Origin of the sequence: Dokdonella aquatica, from assembly GCF_051987395.1 — a bacterium.
Taxonomy (GTDB): domain Bacteria; phylum Pseudomonadota; class Gammaproteobacteria; order Xanthomonadales; family Rhodanobacteraceae; genus Dokdonella.
The window spans coordinates 262309-283050 of sequence record NZ_CP197094.1 but is presented as its reverse complement, the minus strand read 5'-3'; the positions used below and the strand labels follow the sequence as shown (position 1 = coordinate 283050).

General features: G+C 68.2%; 23 protein-coding genes and 1 pseudogene. 13 read left to right on the top strand and 11 right to left on the bottom strand.

All coding sequences use genetic code 11. The annotated features are described in order from the left end of the window. Position 1 precedes the first annotated feature (1 nt). The 6 genes from ACQQ2N_RS01180 to ACQQ2N_RS01155 all read right to left on the bottom strand — a co-directional run bounded on the left by ACQQ2N_RS01180 (position 2) and on the right by ACQQ2N_RS01155 (position 6514). Positions 2–1156, bottom strand: a complete 1155-nt coding sequence (locus ACQQ2N_RS01180) for an efflux RND transporter periplasmic adaptor subunit (RefSeq protein WP_440223840.1) — start codon at positions 1154–1156, stop codon at positions 2–4. Positions 1157–1249: 93 nt separating this feature from the next. Further along, positions 1250–2644 carry a histidine kinase dimerization/phospho-acceptor domain-containing protein gene (locus ACQQ2N_RS01175; RefSeq protein ID WP_440223839.1) on the bottom strand — a complete coding sequence of 465 codons (1395 nt, stop codon included), beginning with the start codon at positions 2642–2644 and terminating at the stop codon, positions 1250–1252. Beyond that, positions 2631–3296, bottom strand: a complete 666-nt coding sequence (locus ACQQ2N_RS01170) for a response regulator transcription factor (protein ID WP_440223838.1) — start codon at positions 3294–3296, stop codon at positions 2631–2633. The genes ACQQ2N_RS01175 and ACQQ2N_RS01170 overlap by 14 nt, the downstream gene beginning before the upstream one ends. Before the next feature lie 109 nt (positions 3297–3405). Next, positions 3406–4611 (bottom strand): MFS transporter, encoded by a 1206-nt coding sequence (locus ACQQ2N_RS01165; protein ID WP_440223837.1) that lies wholly within the window; start codon positions 4609–4611, stop codon positions 3406–3408. A 766-nt stretch (positions 4612–5377) separates the two neighbouring features. Then, on the bottom strand, positions 5378–5917 hold the full coding sequence (locus ACQQ2N_RS01160) for a hypothetical protein (RefSeq protein WP_440223836.1): 540 nt from the start codon (positions 5915–5917) through the stop codon (positions 5378–5380). Between the two features lie 219 nt (positions 5918–6136). Further along, a complete protein-coding gene (locus ACQQ2N_RS01155) occupies positions 6137–6514 on the bottom strand; it encodes a hypothetical protein (protein WP_440223835.1) in 378 nt (125 codons plus the stop codon). A gap of 153 nt (positions 6515–6667) precedes the next feature. Between ACQQ2N_RS01155 and ACQQ2N_RS01150 the strand changes: the two genes are divergently transcribed. After that, positions 6668–6919 (top strand): hypothetical protein, encoded by a 252-nt coding sequence (locus ACQQ2N_RS01150; RefSeq protein ID WP_440223834.1) that lies wholly within the window; start codon positions 6668–6670, stop codon positions 6917–6919. A 108-nt stretch (positions 6920–7027) separates the two neighbouring features. Here the strand turns inward: ACQQ2N_RS01150 and ACQQ2N_RS01145 are convergent, their stop codons facing one another. After that, complete coding sequence (locus tag ACQQ2N_RS01145; RefSeq protein ID WP_440225693.1) at positions 7028–7771, bottom strand: SDR family oxidoreductase; 744 nt, start codon at positions 7769–7771, stop codon at positions 7028–7030. A gap of 291 nt (positions 7772–8062) precedes the next feature. Here ACQQ2N_RS01145 and ACQQ2N_RS01140 point away from each other — a divergent pair, with 291 nt between their 5' ends. Continuing rightward, positions 8063–8953, top strand: a complete 891-nt coding sequence (locus ACQQ2N_RS01140) for an AraC family transcriptional regulator N-terminal domain-containing protein (protein ID WP_440223833.1) — start codon at positions 8063–8065, stop codon at positions 8951–8953. A 10-nt stretch (positions 8954–8963) separates the two neighbouring features. Here ACQQ2N_RS01140 and ACQQ2N_RS01135 read toward each other — a convergent pair whose 3' ends face one another. The 3 genes from ACQQ2N_RS01135 to ACQQ2N_RS01125 are packed head-to-tail and all read right to left on the bottom strand — an operon-like array spanning position 8964 to position 11739. After that, complete coding sequence (locus ACQQ2N_RS01135; protein WP_440223832.1) at positions 8964–9935, bottom strand: hypothetical protein; 972 nt, start codon at positions 9933–9935, stop codon at positions 8964–8966. A 35-nt stretch (positions 9936–9970) separates the two neighbouring features. After that, positions 9971–10930, bottom strand: a complete 960-nt coding sequence (locus tag ACQQ2N_RS01130) for a hypothetical protein (protein ID WP_440223831.1) — start codon at positions 10928–10930, stop codon at positions 9971–9973. A 56-nt stretch (positions 10931–10986) separates the two neighbouring features. Next, complete coding sequence (locus tag ACQQ2N_RS01125; protein WP_440223830.1) at positions 10987–11739, bottom strand: hypothetical protein; 753 nt, start codon at positions 11737–11739, stop codon at positions 10987–10989. A gap of 502 nt (positions 11740–12241) precedes the next feature. Between ACQQ2N_RS01125 and ACQQ2N_RS01120 the strand changes: the two genes are divergently transcribed. From ACQQ2N_RS01120 to ACQQ2N_RS01080, 9 genes and pseudogenes are all read left to right on the top strand, one after another. Further along, a complete protein-coding gene (locus ACQQ2N_RS01120) occupies positions 12242–12526 on the top strand; it encodes a hypothetical protein (RefSeq protein WP_440223829.1) in 285 nt (94 codons plus the stop codon). Positions 12527–12633: 107 nt separating this feature from the next. After that, positions 12634–13305: a hypothetical protein gene (locus tag ACQQ2N_RS01115; RefSeq protein WP_440223828.1), complete on the top strand. Its 672-nt coding sequence runs from the start codon at positions 12634–12636 to the stop codon at positions 13303–13305. Between the two features lie 110 nt (positions 13306–13415). Further along, positions 13416–13838, top strand: a complete 423-nt coding sequence (locus tag ACQQ2N_RS01110; protein ID WP_440223827.1) for a nuclear transport factor 2 family protein — start codon at positions 13416–13418, stop codon at positions 13836–13838. A gap of 56 nt (positions 13839–13894) precedes the next feature. Further along, positions 13895–14614, top strand: a complete 720-nt coding sequence (locus ACQQ2N_RS01105) for a hypothetical protein (protein WP_440223826.1) — start codon at positions 13895–13897, stop codon at positions 14612–14614. A gap of 118 nt (positions 14615–14732) precedes the next feature. Beyond that, positions 14733–15242, top strand: a complete 510-nt coding sequence (locus ACQQ2N_RS01100) for an HIT family protein (RefSeq protein WP_440223825.1) — start codon at positions 14733–14735, stop codon at positions 15240–15242. Between the two features lie 165 nt (positions 15243–15407). Beyond that, a pseudogene (locus ACQQ2N_RS01095) lies at positions 15408–16100 on the top strand (trypsin-like serine protease); the annotation flags it as partial. A gap of 105 nt (positions 16101–16205) precedes the next feature. Further along, positions 16206–16646, top strand: a complete 441-nt coding sequence (locus ACQQ2N_RS01090) for a YybH family protein (protein WP_440225692.1) — start codon at positions 16206–16208, stop codon at positions 16644–16646. 138 nt (positions 16647–16784) lie between these two features. Continuing rightward, on the top strand, positions 16785–17195 hold the full coding sequence (locus ACQQ2N_RS01085; RefSeq protein WP_440223824.1) for a hypothetical protein: 411 nt from the start codon (positions 16785–16787) through the stop codon (positions 17193–17195). Between the two features lie 148 nt (positions 17196–17343). After that, positions 17344–18153, top strand: a complete 810-nt coding sequence (locus ACQQ2N_RS01080) for a trypsin-like serine protease (protein WP_440223823.1) — start codon at positions 17344–17346, stop codon at positions 18151–18153. Between the two features lie 53 nt (positions 18154–18206). Here ACQQ2N_RS01080 and ACQQ2N_RS01075 read toward each other — a convergent pair whose 3' ends face one another. Further along, positions 18207–18401 carry a hypothetical protein gene (locus ACQQ2N_RS01075; RefSeq protein ID WP_440223822.1) on the bottom strand — a complete coding sequence of 65 codons (195 nt, stop codon included), beginning with the start codon at positions 18399–18401 and terminating at the stop codon, positions 18207–18209. A 320-nt stretch (positions 18402–18721) separates the two neighbouring features. Between ACQQ2N_RS01075 and ACQQ2N_RS01070 the strand changes: the two genes are divergently transcribed. Together ACQQ2N_RS01070 and ACQQ2N_RS01065 are read left to right on the top strand one after the other, a co-directional pair. Further along, a complete protein-coding gene (locus tag ACQQ2N_RS01070; RefSeq protein WP_440223821.1) occupies positions 18722–19705 on the top strand; it encodes a helix-turn-helix domain-containing protein in 984 nt (327 codons plus the stop codon). A gap of 91 nt (positions 19706–19796) precedes the next feature. Then, a complete protein-coding gene (locus ACQQ2N_RS01065) occupies positions 19797–20699 on the top strand; it encodes a type 1 glutamine amidotransferase domain-containing protein (protein WP_440223820.1) in 903 nt (300 codons plus the stop codon). Positions 20700–20742 lie beyond the last annotated feature (43 nt).

Below are 20742 nucleotides of genomic sequence, written 5' to 3'. Positions count from 1 at the left end.
CCTACTCCGCCGACAGCAGCGGCTTGAGCGCGCTCGCGCCGCGTGCGACGACGTGCTGGCCGGCGCCGAGCGGGCCGGTGACGACGGCAGTCGTGTCGTCGCCGCCGACGCGCTGCACGTCGACGGCACGGAACCACGTCGTCGCGGCGTCGCCGCCTGCATCGCGCACGTAGACGATCGCGCGCTCGCCTTTCGGCAGCAGCGCCCGCGCCGGGATCGCCACCGCGCCTTCCGGCGCGGGCAGCTGCAGCGTCAAAGTGAAGTGCTGGCCCGGCACGAGCCCGGTGCGGCCTTCGGTGCGCGCCCGCACGCGCAGGCGCTGCGTGGCAGCGTCGGTGCTTCCGGCGACCGCGACGACCTCGCCGAGCCCGCCCGGGAGATCGACGTGCAGGCCCGTCGCGAGGCGGTCCCTGAGCGAGACGGGCACGGTGAACAGCACGTCGAGCGCGTCCACCGTGGCGAGTGCGAACGCCTCGTCGAGCGCGGCCACCGACTGGCCCGGCGTGACCGCACGATGCAGCACGCGCGCGTCGATCGGCGCGAGCAGTTCGTACTCGCCCGGCACGCCGTCGCGCACGCCGCGCAGGCCGCTCGCGGCACCTTGCGCGTGGCGCAGCTGGCCTTCCGCGGCGAGCGCGCGTGCACGGCTCTCCTCGCGGCGCGAGGTCGCGATGATGCCCTCGGCGAGCAGCTGGTCGTCGCGGCGGGCCTGCTGGCGTGCGGCCTCGGCTTCCCCGCGGGCCTGCGCGAACTCGGCTTCGGCACGCAGCCAGTCGCGGCTCTGGATGCGCACGAGCGGCTGGTCGTGCCTGACGTCGCTGCCTTCGTCGGCGAGCACGCGCGTGACCACGCCGGCGTAGGGTACGGCGACACGCGCGCTGCCCTCGATCGGCGCGATCGCTTCGGCAGCGAGACCGGCGAGCGGCAGCGTCGTCGCGGCGGTGGCCTCGACCGTCTCGATGCCGAGCGCGGCGAGATGGTCGGCGGTCAGCCCGAGCCGTCCTTCTTCGACGCGCGCCTCGTTCGTGCCGGCATTCTCGGCATGCGCTTCGCTGGCCGTGCGCGGCCACAGCCACGCGGCAAGGACGGCGGCCACCGCGATCGCGGCAAGCCAGGGGATCAGGCGCCGCGAGGCGGCGACGGGTGTGGAGGGCATGGCGCGGACGGTCTCGGCGGCGGATTCCCGAGCATGCCGGGCCAAGCTTTGCGCAAGCTTTGGTGCGAAGCGTGATCGCGCGGATACGACGCCTCAGAGTGCGGCGAAACGTCCCACGCGCACCTCGAGGCGGCCATCGCGCAACGCGAACGCGAGGCTCACGCCAAGCGCCTGCGCGAAGCCGCCGGACAGCGCGAGGCCGAGGCCGGCATGCCGGCTGGTGCCGCCGGCCTCGCCCTTGCGCCAGAAGCGGCTGCCGATGAGTTCGAGATCCGTGGCGACGAGGTCGGGCGCCTCGTTGGTGATGCACAGTGCGTGATGCTCGCGGCCCGCGTCGTCGCGCAGGCTTTCGACGCGGCAGTCGATGCGGCTGCCGGCCGGGGCGTACTCGATCGCGTTATCGATGAGATTGCTGGCGATGCGTTCGAGCATGCCGGCATCGCTGTGGATCCATGCGGGCGCCGAGGCGGACAGGTGCAGGTCGCGACCTTGTGCGGCGGCGCGTGGCGCCAGCCAATGCACGTGCTGGGCGAGCAGCGCGGCGAGGTCGAGCGGGTCGAGCGCCGGCGCTTCCTGGCCCGATTCGAATCGTGCGAGCGCGAGCAGCGTGTCGATGCTGCGTTGCATGCGGTCGGTCGCGGCGACCGCGGTGCGCAGCCCTTCGCGCAGCGATGCGGCGTCGCCCGAGTCGAGCGCCACTTCGGCACCCGTGCGCACCTCGGCCACGGGCGTGCGCAGCTCGTGGGCGATGTCGCGCGAGAAGCGGCGCTCGCGCTCGATCGCGGTGTAGAGACGGCCGACGCCGGTGTCGTAGGCCGAGGCGAGCGGAGCGAGCTCGCTCGGCAGGCCGACGCCGAGCGGCGGCGCGTTGCCCTGCGGATCGAGTGTCGCGATGCGCCGGCGCTCGCGCTCGATCGGCGCGAACGCCTGCCGCACGAGCAGCAGCGAGAGCACGACCACGATGGTGGTCGCCAGCGCGATGCCTACCATGAGCGTACGGTGGATGCGTTGCTGGAACGCATCCCAGTCCTCGCGCTCGGTGGCGAGCACGAGTGTCGAGCCGCGATACGGGCCTGTCTCGAGCGGCAGCGCGAAGCCGCGTGCGGCGTGGTCGTCGGGCGTGCGCACGTCGAAATGGTGCGGCGTGTGCGCGCCGTCCGGACGCGGCAGCGCGACACCGTCGCTGTTGCTCGACATGAGCCACGCCTGGCCGTCGCCGTCGTAGACGGTGAAGAACTCCATGTGGCCCGGCATGCGGTAACTCGGCATGAGCTGCTCGAGCGTCGACGGCCCGTGCGCGAGCAGCACGGCTTCGACGCTGCGCGCGCGCTGCACGAGCTCCTCGTCGAGATGGCTCGCGATGCCTTCGCTGATGCGCGCGTCGAGGACCACGAACAGCAGCGCGAGCACGCCGACGATGACCAGCGCGAGGCTGCCGGCGAGGCGCTGCCGGATCGACCAGGTGGGGCGGCGCTCAGTCGACGACATAGCCGAAGCCTCGACGGGTCTGGATCGGTTCGCCGGCGCCGGCGCGCGCGAGCTTGGTACGCAGCGTGCTGACGATGACCTCGATGGCCTTGTCCGAGGCGGGGCTGGTGCTGTCGTAGAGGCGTTCGAACAGGTGCACGCGCGACAGCACGCGGCCGCGCGAGCGCAGGAGCAGGTCGAGCAGGGCGAATTCCTTCGGCGTCAGCTGCAGGTCGCGGCCTTGCCAGCGGCCGCGGCGCGTATGGCGGTCCACCGAGAGCTCGCCGAGCGCGACGAGGTCAGGCGAGGCGTCGACCGGGCGTCGCGCGAGCGCACGCAGGCGCGCGAGCAGTTCCTCGAGTGCGAACGGCTTGACGAGGTAGTCGTCGGCGCCGGCATCGAGCGCGGCGACGCGGTCGACGATCTGGTCGCGCGCCGACACGACCACGACGGCCATGCTCTGGCCGCGTGCGCGCAGCTGGCGCAGCACCTCGAGGCCGGGCAGGCGCGGCAGCATGAGGTCCAGCACGACGAGGTCGTAGGGATAGCGCTCCGCGAAATCGAGCGCGGCCGCACCGTCGGCAGCGTGGTCGCAGGAATGGCCTTGCCGGCGCAGGTGGCCTTGCAGGGCACCGGCGAGCTGCTCGGAGTCTTCGACGATGAGGATGCGCATCGCATCAGTATAGGTTTCGCACGGCGTGGGTCCGCGCGTCCGCGTCGTCGCACCGGCGCGCGTCGCGTCATTCGAATCCGCTCGAAGACGGCGGCAGGATGTGGCTCGCTCAGGCCGCTGCGCGCTCCGGTTCGCGCGGCGCCGGGAACGCCAACGCCATCGCGACCGCGGCGAGGCCGACCAGGCACGAGCCGATGAACAGCCAGCCGTAGTCGCCCCAGGTGTCGAACAGCCATCCGCCTGCGACGGGGCCGAACGCCATGCCGAGGCTCGACAGCATCATCGCGGTGCCGAGCACCGCACCGAGCGAGCGCGGGCCGAAATACTCGCGCGCGAGCACGGCGTAGAGCGGCATGACGCCGCCGTAGGCCGTGCCGAACAGCAGCGCGAGAGCGTAGAAGTCGCGCAGGTCGCGCGCGACCACGTAGCCGCCGATCGCGATCGCCTGCAGCAGCAGGCCCGCGACGATGACGTGGCGCACGCCGAGGCGATCGGCGAGGACGCCGAACAGCAGGCGTCCGATCAGGCCCGCGAAGCCTTCGACGCTGTAGATGCTCACGGCCGCCATCGGGCCGATGCCGCAGACGATCGCGTAGCTGACCATGTGGAAGATCGGCCCCGAGTGCGCGGCGCAGCAGGCGAAGAACGTCAGCGCGAGCACGATGAACGGGCGCGAGCGCAAAGCCTCTCCGACGCCCATGCCTCCCACGCCGACGGCCGCTGCGTCCATCGTGCCGGACGTGGCGACCACCTGCGGCGCACGTCGCAGCAGCAGCGCGGCGGGCAGCATCGCCCACGCGAGCACGCCGATCGCGAGCATTGCCGTGCGCCAGTCCGAGGCATCGATGAGCCAGCGTGCGAACGGCGAGATCGTCATCGGCGCGACGCCCATGCCGGCCGAGACGAGCGACACGGCCAGTGCGCGATGGCGGTCGAACCATGCCGTCGTCAGCACCATGAGCGGTGCGAAGAACGCACTTGCAGCGAGGCCGACGAACACGCCGTAGACGAGCTGGAACACGCCGAGCGATTCCGCCCGGCTCGCCAGCACCAGCGCGAGGCCGAGCAGCACGACGCCGGCGAGCACGACCGGACGCGCGCCGACACGGTCGCTGATCGCGCCCCACAACGGCGCGCCGACGCCCATGAACAGGAAGTTGAGCGTCATCGCGAACGAGATGCCGGTGCGCGACCAGCCCGTCGTGCGCGTGATCGGGTCGAGGAAGATCGCGAGCGAGAACATCGCGCCGAGCGCGACGCAGCCGAGCAGTGCGCCGACCGCGACGATGACCCAGCGGTAGGTGGCGTCCCTCATGGCGATGCTCCACTGCAGGCGGCCGCACGGTACCGCGCAGGCGGGCTCGGCGTCATCAGCGGCATGGCGCGCTCCTCGTGCGGCTCTTCATGGTGCGACGATCGGGCGCGGTCCGGATCGACAACGCGATGCGACGAAGAGGTGTGTCGTGGAGCCACCTTCGTGTCGACGCTTCCTTCCCCCTCTCCCCAACCCCTCTCCCGCGAGGGGAGAGGGGCTTAGGGTGCCTTACCGGCGAGATGCGTTGCGTGTGCCTGTCGCTGCGGAGGGCTTGCCGGATGCGGGATTCGACGTCCGGATCGACCATGCGACGCGACGACGAGGTGTGTCGTGGAGCCACCTTCGTGTCGACGTGCCCCCTCTCCCCAACCCATCTCCCGCGAGGGGAGAGGGGCCGAGGGCGTCTTGTCGGCGAGGTCGTTGCCCGGGCTTGATGTTGGGGAGGGAGCGTCGGATGCGAGATTCGAAGTGCCTGCCATGCCGCGCAAGGCATGACGTTGGGGGGGCGGGGGCGACATCGTAGCCGCGTGTCTTCAGCCCCTCTCCCCTCGCGGGAGAGGGGTTGGGGAGAGGGGGCTTGTCGAGCGCTCACCACGCTTCGTCAAAGCGGTGTCCGGATATCCGATCCCAGCGGCATCCGGACGGGCGATCGCGCAGCGGCGCACGCCGACGACCAGGATGCCGGTCGTACGCCCGGACCCTTGTGTCTCGTTCAATCAAGGGAGGTCGCCATGCACTGCCTGCGCGCTGACCAGTGTGCTGCTGCTCAGGGGCTCCTGGTGCCGGAAGCGGTGACATCTTCCGGTACCACGTCGATCACGAAGTCGTGGTCACTCCCGACACCGTCACGGTAGTAGACGATGTGGGCCTCGACGCGCGTGTCCGAGCGCCAGGCCGTGCAGATGCGGTAGCAGTGGTGGGCGCCGAGGTTCCAGCATTGCTCGCTGGCCGGAATGCGCGTCGGCAACCACGTGACGCCGCCGTCGGCGTCGCGCCGGCCCACGCGGCAGTTCGTCGTGTCGCTGCCTTCGTGATCGTTGACGAAGAACAGCGCGCCGTCGGGATGCCAACCGACCGAGATGTGGCGTGCGAAGGCCAGGATCTCCGCGTCGGTGCCGCGTGCCACATCGCGCAGCAGCAGCGTGTGGGCGTAGCCGCCTTCTTCGACATCGTCACGGCTGACGACGGCGAGTGCGGCCGTGCGCTCGGGATTGAAGTCGGGTTCCTCCCGCCCCGGGAATCTGGCGAGATCGCGCTCGATATCCCTGTCGGAAGAAGCGGCCGTGCCGCAAGTCAAGGCGAGCAAGGCAGCGACGCCTGTCCTGCACGCGGAGCGGAAGGATGCGCCGCGGACGCACTGTGCGTCGGCTTGCCGTGGAGCGTTCGATGTCTCGATCACGTGATCGGCTCTCCGTCGGGACGCGTCCAACCACGATGCCTTGCGGCCTCGCATCCAGCAGATGCCGTGACCTCGGGTGACGGAACATCGTGTCCCGCATGCGAACAGGCAGGAGCGAAGAACGACCTAGTCGCCCCCGCCTCCACCGCCGCCGCCGTCACCGTCACCTCCACCATCGCCTCCGCCGCAGCCATCGCCGGCGTAGTGTCCCGAGCCGCCTCCGTACGCGTCGGCCGGGCAGCTGTCGAGACCGCCGATCGGCACGAAGCCCGGTTCGTCACCGTGGTGGTCGGCAGCGACCTCGCCGCGTGCGCGCTGCGCGTTCGCGGTCTCGATCATCGCGAACACCATGCTCGCCGTCGCGCCGAACACGGGGACGCACCAGATCAGCGCCCATTGCCGCTTGCGTTGGGTCGACGTGCTGCCACGCACGAACGCGACCGCGATCGAAGCGATCGCATTGACCGCGAAAAGGGCGAGCAGCAGCGCGGGAGCGAGGTCCATGGTGCGAGCTTGCTCGAAGGCGCAGGAGCGCTGCAAGCCAGCTTCCGCCCCTCAACGCATGGGGTCAGGTTGATTTTTTTTTCGGCATGGATTCGCGCGATCGTGAGCGGCGCATGTGAAAATGAACGTGACCCCAGACAGGGGAGGGGTGTCATGTCACACGAGCCGAAGGCGGCACCGCATGTGCGTAGCGGCATGCTCGACGGTCGACGCTGGTCCGCGACGATCGCGGCGCGTGCCGGCGGCGTCTACGTGCTCGAAGTACTCGACCTGTGGGACGTGGACGGTCTCCACGTCGTGCGCCAGCGCGTCGACGCCGAGCCCGTCGCGACGCTCGTGCAGGCCGAGGTGCTCGCGCGTGACATCGCGGGACGGTTCTTCGGGAGCAAGCCGGCGCGGCGCTGAAGTGCCGAAGCTTGGGGTCAGGTTCATTTTCTCGAGCGGCGCATCGGTTCACGACGTGCTGCAAAGGGAAGATGAACCTGACCCCGGGCCTTGTACCCGGATCTTGCGTCAGACGATCCCGCCGTTCGCGTAGACGACCTGGCCGTTGATCCACGCGCCGTCTTCGCTGCACAGCATCGACACGACGCCGGCGATGTCGTCGGGCGTGCCGAGGCGCTTGTGCGGCGTGCGCTGCACGAAGCCCTCGATCTGCTGCGCCGTCTTGCCTTGCGTGAACAGCGGTGTGTCGACGACACCCGGCGCGATCGCGTTGACGGCGATGCGGCGGCCTTCGAGTTCCTTGGCCAGCACGCTTGCGAACAGATCCTGCGCGGCCTTGCTCGCGGCGTAGGGTCCGTAGGTGGGCGTGCGCAGCTGGGTGATGCTCGACGACAGCGTGATGATGCGGCCGCCGTCGCGCACGCGGCGAGCGGCCTCGCGCATCACGTTGAAGCTGCCTTTCACGTTCACCGCGAGCATGCGGTCGAAATCGTCGTCGGACATCTCGCGGAACGGCGCGAGGCGCATGATGCCGGCGTTGCTGACGACCACGTCGACACCGCCGAATGCGGCGGCATGCGCGTCGAAGAGCTTGGCGACCGCGGCGGCATCGGCGACGTTGCCCTGTACGGCTGCGGCGGTGCCGCCGTCGCGTTCGATCGCGCGCACGACCGCGGTCGCCTCGTCGCGTCGGCCGAGGTAGTTCACGGTAACGCGGAAGCCGTCGCGGGCGAGCCGCCGTGCGATCGCCGCGCCGATGCCGCGCGAGGCGCCGGTGACGAGCGCGCTGCGTGTCGACGGTGTCGCGGTGATCTTTCCATCGTCGCCGGCCGCCCTGGCGAGGCTGCCTGCGGCGAGCAGCGCAGGTGCAAGCGTTGCAGCACCGGCGAGCACGCGGCGGCGCGTGGGCGAGGTGAGGTCGTGGTCGGTCGGGGTCATGCGGCTCCTCGTGGGTCTTCGCGACATCGCGACGATGCAGAGTAGACGTGCCTCGCAACGATCGAAGTTGCCCATTCCGACCGCAGGCTTGCCCGTTCCGCGCCAGGCGGCCTTGCGCGCGCGGCGGGCCGCGTAGACTGCCGCCCCGTGACCGACGACCTCGCGATGACCGACCTCCTGCGCACCGTGCGTCGCCATGCCGACGCGCATGCGGATGCCGACGGCCTCGTCGTCACGAACGTTCCGGGCCTGCGCATGATGCGCGTGCGTGCGCTGGCGGGCCCGATGCGCTCGGTCTACCGGCCGCTGGTCTGCCTCGTGCTGCAAGGGGCCAAGCGCATGACGATCGGACGCGACACGCGTCTCGCGCGCGCCGGTCAGGCCGTCATCGTCGGCATCGACCTGCCCGTGGTCGGCCACATCGTCGAGGCCAGCGTCGAGGCGCCGTACCTCGCGGTCGCGATCGAGCTCGACTTCGCGGTGCTGCATGCGATAGAAGCGCGCCTCGCTGAAACACCTCACATGCAGCAGTCCGTAGCCGCAAGCGTGTTCGATGCACCGCTCGACGACGACATCCTCGGCTGCGCGTCACGCCTCGTACGTCTGCTCGATGCGCCCGAGGCCGAGCCGTTCGTGCGGCCGGGCGTGCTGCACGAGTTGCACTACTGGTTGCTGCGCAGCGCGCACGGTCCCGCGTTGCGCGCGCTCGCCACGCCGCACGGCCACACGCGCCGCATCGCCGCGTCGATCGACCTGATCCGCACGGGCTTCCGCGAGACGATTCCTGCGGAGCGCCTGGCCGCCGCGGCGCAGATGAGCCCGTCGGCGTTCCGGCGCCATTTCAAGGCGACGACGTCGCTGTCGCCGCTGCAGTTCCAGAAGCAGCTGCGCCTCGTCGAGGCGCGCCGCCTCATGCTCGGCGGCGGACTCGCCGCGAGTCAGGCCGCGACGCGCGTCGGCTATGCGAGCGCCTCGCAGTTCACGCGCGAGTACGGCCGCTTCTTCGGGCAGCCGCCGCGGCAGGATGCGAAGCGGGATCGCGCGCAGCGTGCGTGATCGCGTTCCGTCACGGCGGCATCACGAGCACGGTCAGCTCGCCGGGATTGACATCCAACGTGCCGTTGCCACCGATATCGACCGGGACGCTGCCCTCGACACGCGCCGTGCGCAGCTCGACCGTGTGCGTGCCGGCCACCATGCTCCTCGCCGTTGTAAGCGCACCGGTGCCGAACACGTTGCTCGACGTGCCGTTGAGGGTGGTGAAGCGGCTGGCGCCCGGCACGGGCGTCCCGTCGAGGTAGAGCGTCATGTCCACGATCGCACTCAGACCGGTTGCCGTCTGCGTGGTGCGGCTGCCGATCGAGGCCCACATCATCACCGTCGACGGTTGGGCGAGCGTGAAGGTCACCGACACGCCGGGTTGTACCGTCGGCGTGTCGCTCGAGACCGCGAGACGTCCGGCAGTGCCGCGCGCGTGATGCACGGTGATGCCGCGACCGGCTGCGCCTATGCCTCCGGCGTCGCCGCCGGGTCCGGTAGCACCTGCGTTGCCCGCGTTGCCGGCGGGACCTGCCGGCCCGGTGGGGCCGACCGCTCCCGGAACGCCCGCCGTGCCTTGTGCACCGGTCGCTCCCTGCAGACCTTGAGGGCCGATGGGGCCGGTCGGGCCTTGCGCGCCTGCCGTGCCGGGAAGGCCCGGGGAACCTGCCGCGCCCGTGGCGCCCGTGGGGCCGACAGGTCCCGCGGCACCGGTCGGGCCCGGCAGCGTACCCGTGAGGCAGCTGCCGAGCGCGCCCGTGGAGGCGTCGGAGCAGGCGAGGCGATCGGCCGGCGCCGCAACGGCGGCACCGGGTATCGAGACCGCTCCCGACTCGCGGGCATCGAGCACGAGGTTGCCCGCGGCGTCGCGCACCTCGAATCCTGTTCCCGCGCGCGGCGTCGCCACCTGCGCGATCGCGAAGCCCGGCAGCGAAGCCAGCGCGATGGCGATCGCGAGGTGCGACGGTCGAGCGTCGCGTCGTGGCCATGATCTCGCCACGCGGGCTTGCGCGGCGGCGTCCCTCACATGCGCGCTCATTGCGGAATCACGATCGTGAGCTCGCCGGCGTTCACGTCGACGGCAGCGTTGCCACCGATGTCGACCGTCGCGGCACCTGAGCTGCGCAACGTCCGCAGGTCGACCGTGTGCGTGCCCGCCGGCAGCGCGACGGTCGTGTTGATCGTATTGGTCGCGACGCCGGAACTGCCGTTCGGATTGACCACCGAGAAGCGGTTCCAGCCTCCGTTGGGCAGGAAGGCGCCGTTGGCGTAGATCACGCTGTCGACGACGGCCACGGCCCCGCCGGTGGTGGTCGTGTTCCTCGCGCCGATCGTCGCGATCACGATCACGGAGGTCGGCTGCGTGAGCGTGAAGGTCAGGGTCAGGCCGGGCTGGACGGTGGCCACGTTGCTCGTCACGTTGGTGCGCGCGGCGGTGCCGACCGCGTGCAGCGTGCTCACCGTCGCGTTCGCGCCCGGCTGTCCGGGCGGACCTGGCTCGCCGGCCGGACCGATGGGGCCTGTGGGGCCGGTAGGACCTGTTATGCCGACAGGGCCTGCGGCACCCGTGGCACCGGCCTGGCCTGCGGGGCCTGTCGCGCCCGCAGCACCGGTCGGGCCTGTCGGTCCGGCAGGGCCTGCGGCACCCGTCGCACCGACCGAACCGGCAGGGCCTGTCGGTCCCGTTGCGCCCGTGGCACCGGCGGGGCCGGCAGGACCCGTGGGGCCGACACCGACACCGCCCGCGCAAGGCCCGAGCACGCCCGTCGCCGCCGAGAAGCACAGCACCCGGTCGACCGGCGCGGCCGAGGTGAGGCCCGGGATCAGGATGCGGCCCGCTTCCTCGACCACGAGCACGGCTTGGCCGGCCTGGTTGCGAACCTCGAAGCTCGAGCCCGCGCGCGGCGAGACGACGATCTGGGCCTGCGCACTCGTCGCGATCGTGGCGAATCCGAGCACGGCGATCGCGCTCGCGAGGGGGCGCAGCGTGGGCATGCGTGGAGAGCGATTCGTCATGGCATTGGCCGCCGGCATCGAAGAGGGAAGGGAAGTCATGCGTCACCCCGGCGCTGGCGCGCGGTGGTGTGGCGCCACGCGAGCGCGGCGAGCAGCAGTGCGAGCAATGCGGTCATCGCGGCCGACAGCGTCGGCAGTGCGACGGAACCGAGGAAATCGCCGAACCAGCGCGTGTTGTTGCCCGAGTCGATCGAGTCGAACTGCGCCGGCATGCCTTGCGCGAGATAGGCCGCATCGTCGGGAGCGCGCATGTCGGCGACGTCGATGCGCGAGATCGATTGCGTGCCGGACATCGCAAGCGCGAGATTCGCCTGCACGCCCGGCGACGTGCTGCGGATGACGAGCCGTGCGGCCGGTCCGCCCGCGAGCACGAGCGACTGCTGCACCGACTGCGTGGCACCCGCCTCGAACGCGTAGAGCTTGCCGGTGTTGCCGCTCAACGACAGCGAGGCGAAGCTCGTCGCGCCCGTGATCGATGCCGCGTTGGCGTTGCAGGCATCGACCAGCTGCACCGACGACTGCCCCGCCGCGAACGTGCCGCTGTTCGCCCAGTCGCCGCCGACGCGCAGCATCGCCGTCGTCGCGCTGGCCTGGCCGCTGTTGGCGAAGCCGCCCATCGCGTCGAACGTGCCGCTGTCCGCGTCGAGCTGGCCCGCATTCGTCAGCGGCGTGCAATCGAGCGCATGGCGCGCGCCATCGGCCTGCCAGCGGCTGCCGCCGTCGATCGTGATGCCTTGCGCGCCGGCTGGCGGCGCACCCAGCGCAAGGCCGATGGCCAGCACGCCCATGGCGGCAGCCCCCGTCCCCGCGCATCGACGCCCCACACGACGGTTGCGATCGTGCATCGTGATTCCCCTGTTGTCCCCGCTTCGATGGTCGGTGCCGCGAGCGGCGCGCGTCAAGGCGGCTTACACGGCCGGATGCCACCACTCGTTCGATCTACAACCACGCAAGCGATGCGATGGGGTGGGGCCTATCAGCGATGCGCGGGGCGAGAAGATCGCGTCACCGCTGGGGCAGCGACCTGTCATGCTGTCGCGGGCGTCGACGAGCCCCAGCCACATCGCGATGCCGTGCCCGCCACGCCTGCGGGATGGCCCGCTCGGATCGGGAGATATCCGGATATCACCGCTTTCCATTGGATATCCGCGGAGACGGACCACAGGACGTTGAGGTGGGCGATGCGCAAGATCATGTTCCGAAAGGCGAATCTGCTTGACGCACCGTGCGGGCGCTCGGATGATGCGGGGGATAGCCCGGATTTCTCCGGCATACATCTAGTTAGGCGTCATGGACGGTTTTGAGAAAGTCATTGAGCTGATCGACTTCTACGATGGCCCTAGAGAAGGGGTGGCGCTCTTTGGCGGAAAACCACACACCTTCAAGTCCAGGATGCTGGACATCCACGGCTCAGATGATGCAGTAGATTTGTTTGATCTCACTCCTGTCGGATCATTGGCGCCTGTGGCAACCGTCCGTGCGGAGTTCTGCCGCGCAGCAGATTGCCAAGCCGAGCCGGGGGAGTGGTCAAGTCTTGAGGTACGTTGGTCACAGGTAGGTGCAAATGATGCCTAACAATTCATTCAAGCCGGCGCCGCCTCTCGGCGCGGCTTAATTCAAGCGTTAGCCATCAAGACCAAGCAATGCCGTATTCCAGATTCAGAATGAAGCGCGTGCTATTCATGACCGCCCCTGCTGTCCTCTTACTGGGGCTATTTGTGGCGTTCTCGATCGTCACCGATAAGCTAGATCAAAGGAAGGATCGCTTAAACAAGGTCCGATCAGAGAAGATGGCTCTTTACAAGGCTCGCCTAGTGCCATGTAAAGGCGACTTCTATCCGCCGGATGTTGAACCTCTCCCATTAGGCGCCAATGAAGTTGGGGTAGAAATTATTCCGTCATTTTCCACTTCAATTGGAATCCGGATCTCCGAGACGTCCATGCGTAGCTATACGGGAGAGTTGGGGTTCAATTATCCACCACCACCTCCTCCGCCTAATGGTTCATCGGCTTATCCAAATAGAGAGCAAGAAGCGCGACCTACTTTTGAGCTATCTCAACCTCTTCCTATAAATACGGAACTTGGGAAGCACATCGTTCTAGTCCTTGGCAGTGAGATAGAGATCGCAGATGCAGACCCTGCCTTGGGTCTAGATGGAACCACATACATATTCAGGTACCGCGGAAAGTGCGCTACCGCTTGGTCTCCACAGCCAGGAACCCGTGCCGAAAAACTCGTCAGGCTAGTGGAAGAGCTTGCCCAGATGAGCCAAACAGGTTCAGCTTCAAATCGCACTGAGATTAGGGATCTCCTGATTGAGTTGGACTCAGACAAAAGCCAGCTTGATGGCTAACAATTCATTCAAGCCGACGCGGTAGTTACTTCGGTTTGGTAGTCAACCGACCTGAATGTTGCGAGTATTCCTGCCGGCACAGGTATCGTATGAAGCATTGGCACACATGCGTGCTGCTCGTCCTCCTGGCGCCTCTCGCCAACGTACTTGCATCGGACGGTGACTCTGAGAAGGATCTTCTCGAGGCCAACAGCAGCTACGAACGGGCGATCGTGGCAGCGGATACGTCCGTGCTCGATGCCTTGTATCTTCCCGAGTTCACCTACATCGGTCCCGGTGGCGTCGTTCGCGACAAGGCCCGGCAGATCCAGTCCTTGGCGTCCGGTGCCGTCGATGTCCTCGAGGGGAAAAGTGACGAGGTCTCGGTAAGGATCTACGGCGACACGGCCATCCTGACAGGCCGCTTCACGGGGCGCGCTCGCGTGTCCGATGACGAGTTCTCGTTCCATGAGCGCTACTCCACGGTGTGGATTCGTCGCGACGGTGTCTGGCGCCTTGCGCTCGAGCATGGCACCGTCATCAAGGACAAGTAGACGATTCATCGGCCTTGCCGCTGGCAGCGGCGTGGAGCGAAGGGAGGGGCAGGGCCATGCCAAGTCAGTCCGGAGTGTCGCCCGATACGGCCGTCGCCTCGACTCGTGGCGTCGGTGTCCTCTTCATCGTGACACTGATGGTGTCGCTGGGCGCGGTGCTGGGCTTCTTCCACTGGCCGCGCTTCGTGATGTCTCTCGGGCTGCCCGATGAGTCGTTGGCGACGATCGAGAACGCGACACTGGTGCTCATGCTGCTCGGCTCGGCCGTGGCGCTGGTGCTCGCGATCGCGACGGCGAATCGTCTGATGCGTCGCCGCCGGCGGCGGACATGGGTCTCGATCATCTTCGTGGTCGCGGCCGTGGCGACCGCCCTTCCGGGCATCTACTTTGGCTCTTCCATCTCGTTCGATCTGGTCTATTCGCAGCTTCCCCTGACGACGTCCGATCGCGTTGCGATCGAGCTCGCCGAGACTTTCGTGAGGCGGAACGGATACACCACGGCGGGGCATCCGGCCGATCTGCCCGTGCTTCAGAACGACATCATGGATTCGCTTGCAGGATCGGAAGCCAACCTGCTGGCGACGCGCAAGGGCACGCTGCAGGCGGAGGCGCGGGGCATCAAGTACATGGGCTTCTATTACATGGTCTTCTTCGATACGGCTGCGGGCCGCCCTTCCGGCGGTGCCTACAGGACCCTGGTCGTGGGCATGAATGGCGACGTGGAGATGATGCACTCGGACATGTATCCGGGTATCTACAAGAGCATCGCGCGATGATGGAGATCGATGGCCTTTGCGCGGGGGCGCTCGCGCGGCAGGCGTTTCGTCGCCGTTCTCCTGCGCGCCGCAACGCGCGTGTCGGCCGTGCAGGCCACGTGCAGGCAGGAGAGGGTGAATGATCGAACTCCCCGTACGAGACCCCTGCGACCTCTGCGTGGCCGCGCGTGACGAGCCCTGGAAGATCATCGACGAAGGCGAGCACACGCTGACCGTGATCAACCCGTGGCAGTTCGAGACGGGCCAGTGCTGCGTGATCACGCGTCGGCATGTCGCGCTGCTGCTCGATCTGACGGCCGAGGAGTGTGCCGAGGTCATGACCGCGGCCAGAAGGGTCGCTCACGCGCTCGTCGCGACGTACCGGCCGCTCGGCATCCTCACGTTCCAGAACAACGGGGTCTACAGCGGGCAGGAGACGCCGCACTTCCACTTCCACGTGGTGCCGCGGCAGAAGGGCAGCGACTGGGGGATCGGTCCGCCTCAGCTCGCCACGTTCGACGGCGCGGGGCGTGAACGAGGAACCGTGCATGACGCGGGCGACGACGCGCGGCGTCGCGAACGCGTTCGCGTGCCTGCGATAGATCTGTCCAAAACCGTCGAGCGGATACGGTCGAATCTGCCGGCGTGACGTGGTGCGTGTGGCGCTGACACGCCGGCGTCTGGCGTCGTGGCGCATCGGGATGCCACTCTTGCCCGCCCGGCTCGTCCACGCTTCGGCCGCGACCGCCTGACGCCTCATCCGGCCCACGTCGCGGACCGGGCCGGTCCGGGCATCGATTCCACGGAAGTCCGCATGCCACGCATCCTGCTTCTCATCCTCGTCCTCGTGTGGTCGACCCAGGCCAGCGCCCTCGTCATCCGGCACGACGTCGATGACGCGAAGTACCGGATTCCCGCCTCCGACTTTCCGGCGCTCGTCGACATGCCCGGTGCGGGGCACGGCGTACTGATCGCACCGCAGTGGGTCATCACGGCCGCACATACCATTCCAGAGCACGCGCGACTCGCGACGGTGTCGATCAACGGGCGTGATGTCGACGTCGAGCGCGTCGTGGTCCATCCCGGTTATCGCACGCTGCCGAAGGAACTGATCGAGCCGGCGATGGCGACCGGCGAAGCGATGCTGCTGGCGGTGTTCCTCGGTACCTCCGACGACATCGCGCTGATCCGCCTGGCCAGGCCGGTGACGGACATCGCACCCGTTACGCTCCACAAGGACAGCGTCAAGCCCGGCCAGGTTGTCGAGCTCGTCGGCAAGGGCGCCACCGGCAATGGTGCCGACGGATACGCCCTCGGCGATTCGCATCGGACCGCGCTTCGCCGCGCCTACAACGCCATCACGAGCGCCTACGATCGCTGGATCTGCTATCGGTTCGATGAGCCGCCCTCGGCACTGCCGCTCGAAGGCGCGCTCGGCAACGGCGACAGTGGCGGCCCCGTGCTCGTCGAGGTCGGCGATCGATGGCAGCTGGCGGGACTCGCCTCGTGGAAGGTCGTGCACGGCCACGTGCTCAAGGCGCGCTACGGTCGTTACGAGCAGGTCACCTGCAACGTCCGGTTGAGCCACTACATGGCATGGATCGAGGACACGATGTCCGCGCCGTCGCCGCCATCGGTCGCACGGGCTATTCCGAAAGCCGTGCAACCCGCCGAGCTTCCCGGCGTGGTGCTACCGCCGGAACTGGGTCGCGTGCTGCGCGACTACGAGCGCGGGTGGCGCGCAGGTGACGCCAAGGCCCTTGCCGCGCTGTTTGCGGAAGACGGCTTCGTGCTGCAAGGCCATCGCCCTCCGGTGCGCGGGCGCGCGGCCATCCAGGCGGCCTACGAGGGACAGGGCGGCGCAATCTTGCGGCTGCGCGCGCTCGCGTTCTCCGCAGGCGACACGGTCGGCTCCATCATCGGGGCCTACGGGTTCGGCGACGCACCCGGCGATGTCGGCAAGTTCACGCTCACGTTGCGCCGCGAACCCGGCGGACCTTGGTTGATCGTCTCGGACATGGACAATCTGAATGCGTTGCCCGCCCCAAAGTAGTTCCACAGCAGCCGTGTCAGGTTGCGCATGACCACCTGCATATCCTGGCGATCGATGGCCCGCCCGGCTTGTCGCCGCTCCGGTACCTCGCTACAACGTCGCAAACCCTGCATCGCACCGCTCTCAAGGAGGACATCGATGTCGCGTTCCTTGCTGCTCCTGGCTCTCGTCGCTTCACACGCTGTCATGGCGGCCGACGAGTCGTACGAAGATCGATGGTCGCGGATCGCCAACGAGCACCTCGCGCTCGTCAAGGTCGAGCCGGGCAAGTCCTACGAGCGCGAACTGATCGCGGTCCACAACACCTTCTGGAAGGACGTGGCCAAGGCATGCTCCGGGCTTGCGAAGGAACAAGGCATCAAGGCGTTTCATGCCGTCGTCGTCATCGCTGCGGACGGCACGGTCTCGGAGTTCCTCGTGATGCCTCGCCACGAGGCGCTTGCATGTTACGAGGAGCAGATGGTGGGCAGGCGTTATCCTGCGCCCCCGTCGTCTCCCTTCTACGAGCTGATCAACGTCAAGCTTCAGGCCGACAAGCCGAAAGAGTGATCGGCGAAGCGGCGCCATGGCATGTCCCGCAGCATCGCGTCACGCGCGGTGCTCGATGCGATGCCGTCAACCTTGGTCGCGGTGCCGGCTCCCGCCGTGGCGCCACCTGAAACTCGCGCCGCCTGACGCTTCACGAAAGGAATCGCCCATGAAACGTATTCTTCTGCTCGCCCTGCTGGGCGCATGCTCCAGCGCTCAGGCCATCGTCATCCGCGACGACATCGACGATGCGACGTACCGCATCGAGGCTTCGGCTTTTCCCGCTCTCGCCGACATGCCGGGCGAAGGGCACGGCGTGCTGATCGCGCCGCAATGGATCGTCACGGCGGCGCATACGGTCACGTGGCAATCCGAGGTGAAGCAGGTGACGCTGGCCGGCACGCCCAGGGAGGTCGAACGCATCGTCCTGCATCCCGGCTACAGCAAGCCGCCGCAGCAGTTGACCGACCGTGCGATGGCCACGTGGGACTGGACGCTGTTCGTCGCGCGGATCTCGTCCACGGACGACATCGCGCTCGTGAAGCTCGCGCAACCGGTCACGGACGTCGTGCCCGCCACGCTCCACGGCGGTGACGACGTGTTCGGCCAGACCGTGCGCATCATCGGCAAGGGCGCGACCGGTACGGGTAAGAAGGGATTTGGCCTCGACAGCCCGCATTGCACCGAGCTTCGACACGCCTACAACACGGTCACGAGCGCGCACGAGCGGTGGTTCTGCTATGTGTTCGATGCGCCACCGGAAGGCCTGCCGCTCGAGGGCGCTTCTGGAAGCGGTGACAGCGGCGGGCCCGTGCTCGTGCAGGTTGGCGAGGAATGGAGGCTGGCGGGACTGACGGCGTGGACGGCGGCCCAAGGCAGCGACAGGACCCGGTTCGGTCGCTACGGCCAGATCAGCTGCAACGTGCGCCTGAGCCATTACAAGGCGTGGATCGAGAGCGTGATCCCGGCGCAGCCCTAGGCTGGCTTGCGGACGGCTCGGCGCGAGGCCAGGCCCTCGTCCGGCCCTTCGGGTCACCGCTTGTCGGAGCACAGGTAAGGCTTTTCTCCCGGACGGGAGGGAAACGGCAGGGTTTCGCAGGGCGGCTGCACGCGCGCGTCGGCAACGTTGGTGCGGTCCTCGACGACGGGGAGGGCGAAACGCTTTCCGTACATCGTATCCCTCCTCTGCCGGTGAAGTTTGAGGCGCCATTCGTGGCGGTTGCGCATGCGATACCCTTGCGCATGCAACGACGTGTCCGGTCGATCAGCCGGCGGGCGAGGCTTGGCCAAGGCGAGGGAACGCGGGCGCTCACGGCGCGGTCACGGTGAGCCCCTCTCGGGAACATGATCGTCGGGAGGGCGGTGCACGACGCATAGCCTCGCATGCCCTGGGCGGGATGCGCCGGGTGTCGTGATGCCGGCGTGTTGTCCCACGTACTCTTCCCCGCCGTGCATCGCCGTCCCGCGCTGCCTCATAACCTCGCCGAAAGGCACGTCGTTCCGATGCCCCGATCATGCTGAGCCAGCACTTCCTGTTCTTCTTCGCCATGCTCGGTGCCTTCAATGGCATCGGCCTGGCGTCGTTCCTCTGGTGGACGGCGAAGGGCAAGCCCACGCAGCGCTGGCTGGCGCTGCTGGTCTTGGCGGTCGGGCTGCGCACGGGCAAGTCCGTGGCGTTCCACTTCTGGCCGGACATTCCGCTGGTCGTGCTGCAGCTGGGCCTGACCGCGTGTTTCCTGATCGGGCCCTGCCTGTTCTTCCTCGTGCGATCGAGCCAGGGCGATACCTCGGGTCCGGGAAAAATCGACCGCTGGCATATCGCCGTGGTGCTGGGCCTCGCGGTGGCCGTGAACGTGCTCGTTCCGTATGTCGACAACGTCGCGCTATGGCGATGGGTCATCACGCCGGGCATCAACTACGCGTGGCTGGGCTATCTCGTGCTTGCGTCGGCGCTGTTGTACCTGCATCGCGCACGGCATCGCGGTACGCCTTCCGGGCCGTTGCTGCCAGGCTCGCTGGCCGGTGTCTGGATCATCTGGACGGCGTACTACACGGCCGGCTACACCTCCTACATCGTCGGCGCGCTGTCGTTCACCTTCGTCCTCGCCGCGAGTGTGCTGGTCTACCTGCGCCTGCGCGCGGGGCAGGCGCCGATCGAGCCGTATCAGGATCGGCGCATTCCCGAGTCCGAGGCTGTCACGCAGCTCGAAGCCCTGGCCGACCTGATGGCGCGTGAGCGCCTGCACCGGGATCCGGCGCTGACGCTGCCGCGCCTCGCCCGCCGGCTCGGCATGCCGCAGGCGAGACTGTCCCAGTTGCTCAACGACAACAACCAGACCTCGTTCAAGCAGTACCTCGCGCAGTTGCGCGTACGCGACGCGAAGACGCTCCTGCGGCAGTCGCCCGAGAAGCCGCTCGAGCACGTCGCCGAGGAAGCCGGCTTCCAGTCGATGTCGACCTTCCACAGCGCCTTCAGGAAGTGGGAGGGGAGTACCCCGGCGGCGTTCCGCGCGGCCGCGGGCGACTCCTGAAACGCGTTCCAGCACTCCTGAAATCGATGGCAATGCATTGATCTGAAACGGATCGCATAGTGTCCGGGCTCCCCATCAGGAGCACGTGCCCATGCCGATATCCCGCGTCATCCGATCCCTGCTCGTCGTCGCACTGTCCATCTGGCTGCAGGTCATTCCGGGCGCCCATGCGGCCGAAGGTGTGGTCGCCGACCATCCGTCGAGCCAGGCGCCCGCCACACGCATCGCCGCCGTCGCAACCGCGGCGACGACCTCCGCGGCGCCACCGGCCAGCGGCGTTCCCGATCGCATCCTCTTCATCGTGGCCAGCAGCAAGGTCCACGGGACCTCCACGATTCCGGCCAGCGTGAGCTTCGGCGAAGTCGTGAACGCCTGGGACACGTTCCATGCCGCGGGTTACGCGGTCGACTTCGTCTCGCCCGACGGCGGTGACGTGCCGATCCTCGATGCCTATGTCGACAAGGACACGCGCCCACGCCTCGAGGACGCCCGCATCATGACCGGGCTGCGCAACACGGCCCGGCCCGAGCAGATCGATCCGCGCCGATACCTCGCCGTCTACTACGTCGGCGGCAGCAACGCGATGTACGGCGTGCCGGAGCATCCGTTCCTGCAGGACATCGCCATGCAGGTCTACGAGCGCAACGGCGGTGTGGTCTCGGCGGTCTGCCACGGCACCGCGGGCATCGTGAACCTCAAGCTCGCCAGCGGCCGGTACCTCGTCGCGGGCAAGCGCATCAGCGGCTATCCCGAAGAGCACGAAGAGCAGGACGCCGACTACTTCAGGCAGTTCCCGTTCCTGATCCGCAAGACGGTCGAGATCCGTGGCGGCTCGTTCCACGTCGTGAACGGCTACGAGCCCCACATCGAAGTCGATGGCCGCGTGGTGACGGGGCAGAACTACGCCTCCGCGACGCCCGTCGCCGAGGCCGTCGTCGCCGTGCTTCGGGCGCGTGCGGCTCGACCCTCGACCCAGCCCGCCTCGAAAGGCTGATTGCTCGGACGCCCGACGGCGTCACGCCGTTCCCGTCATGCCC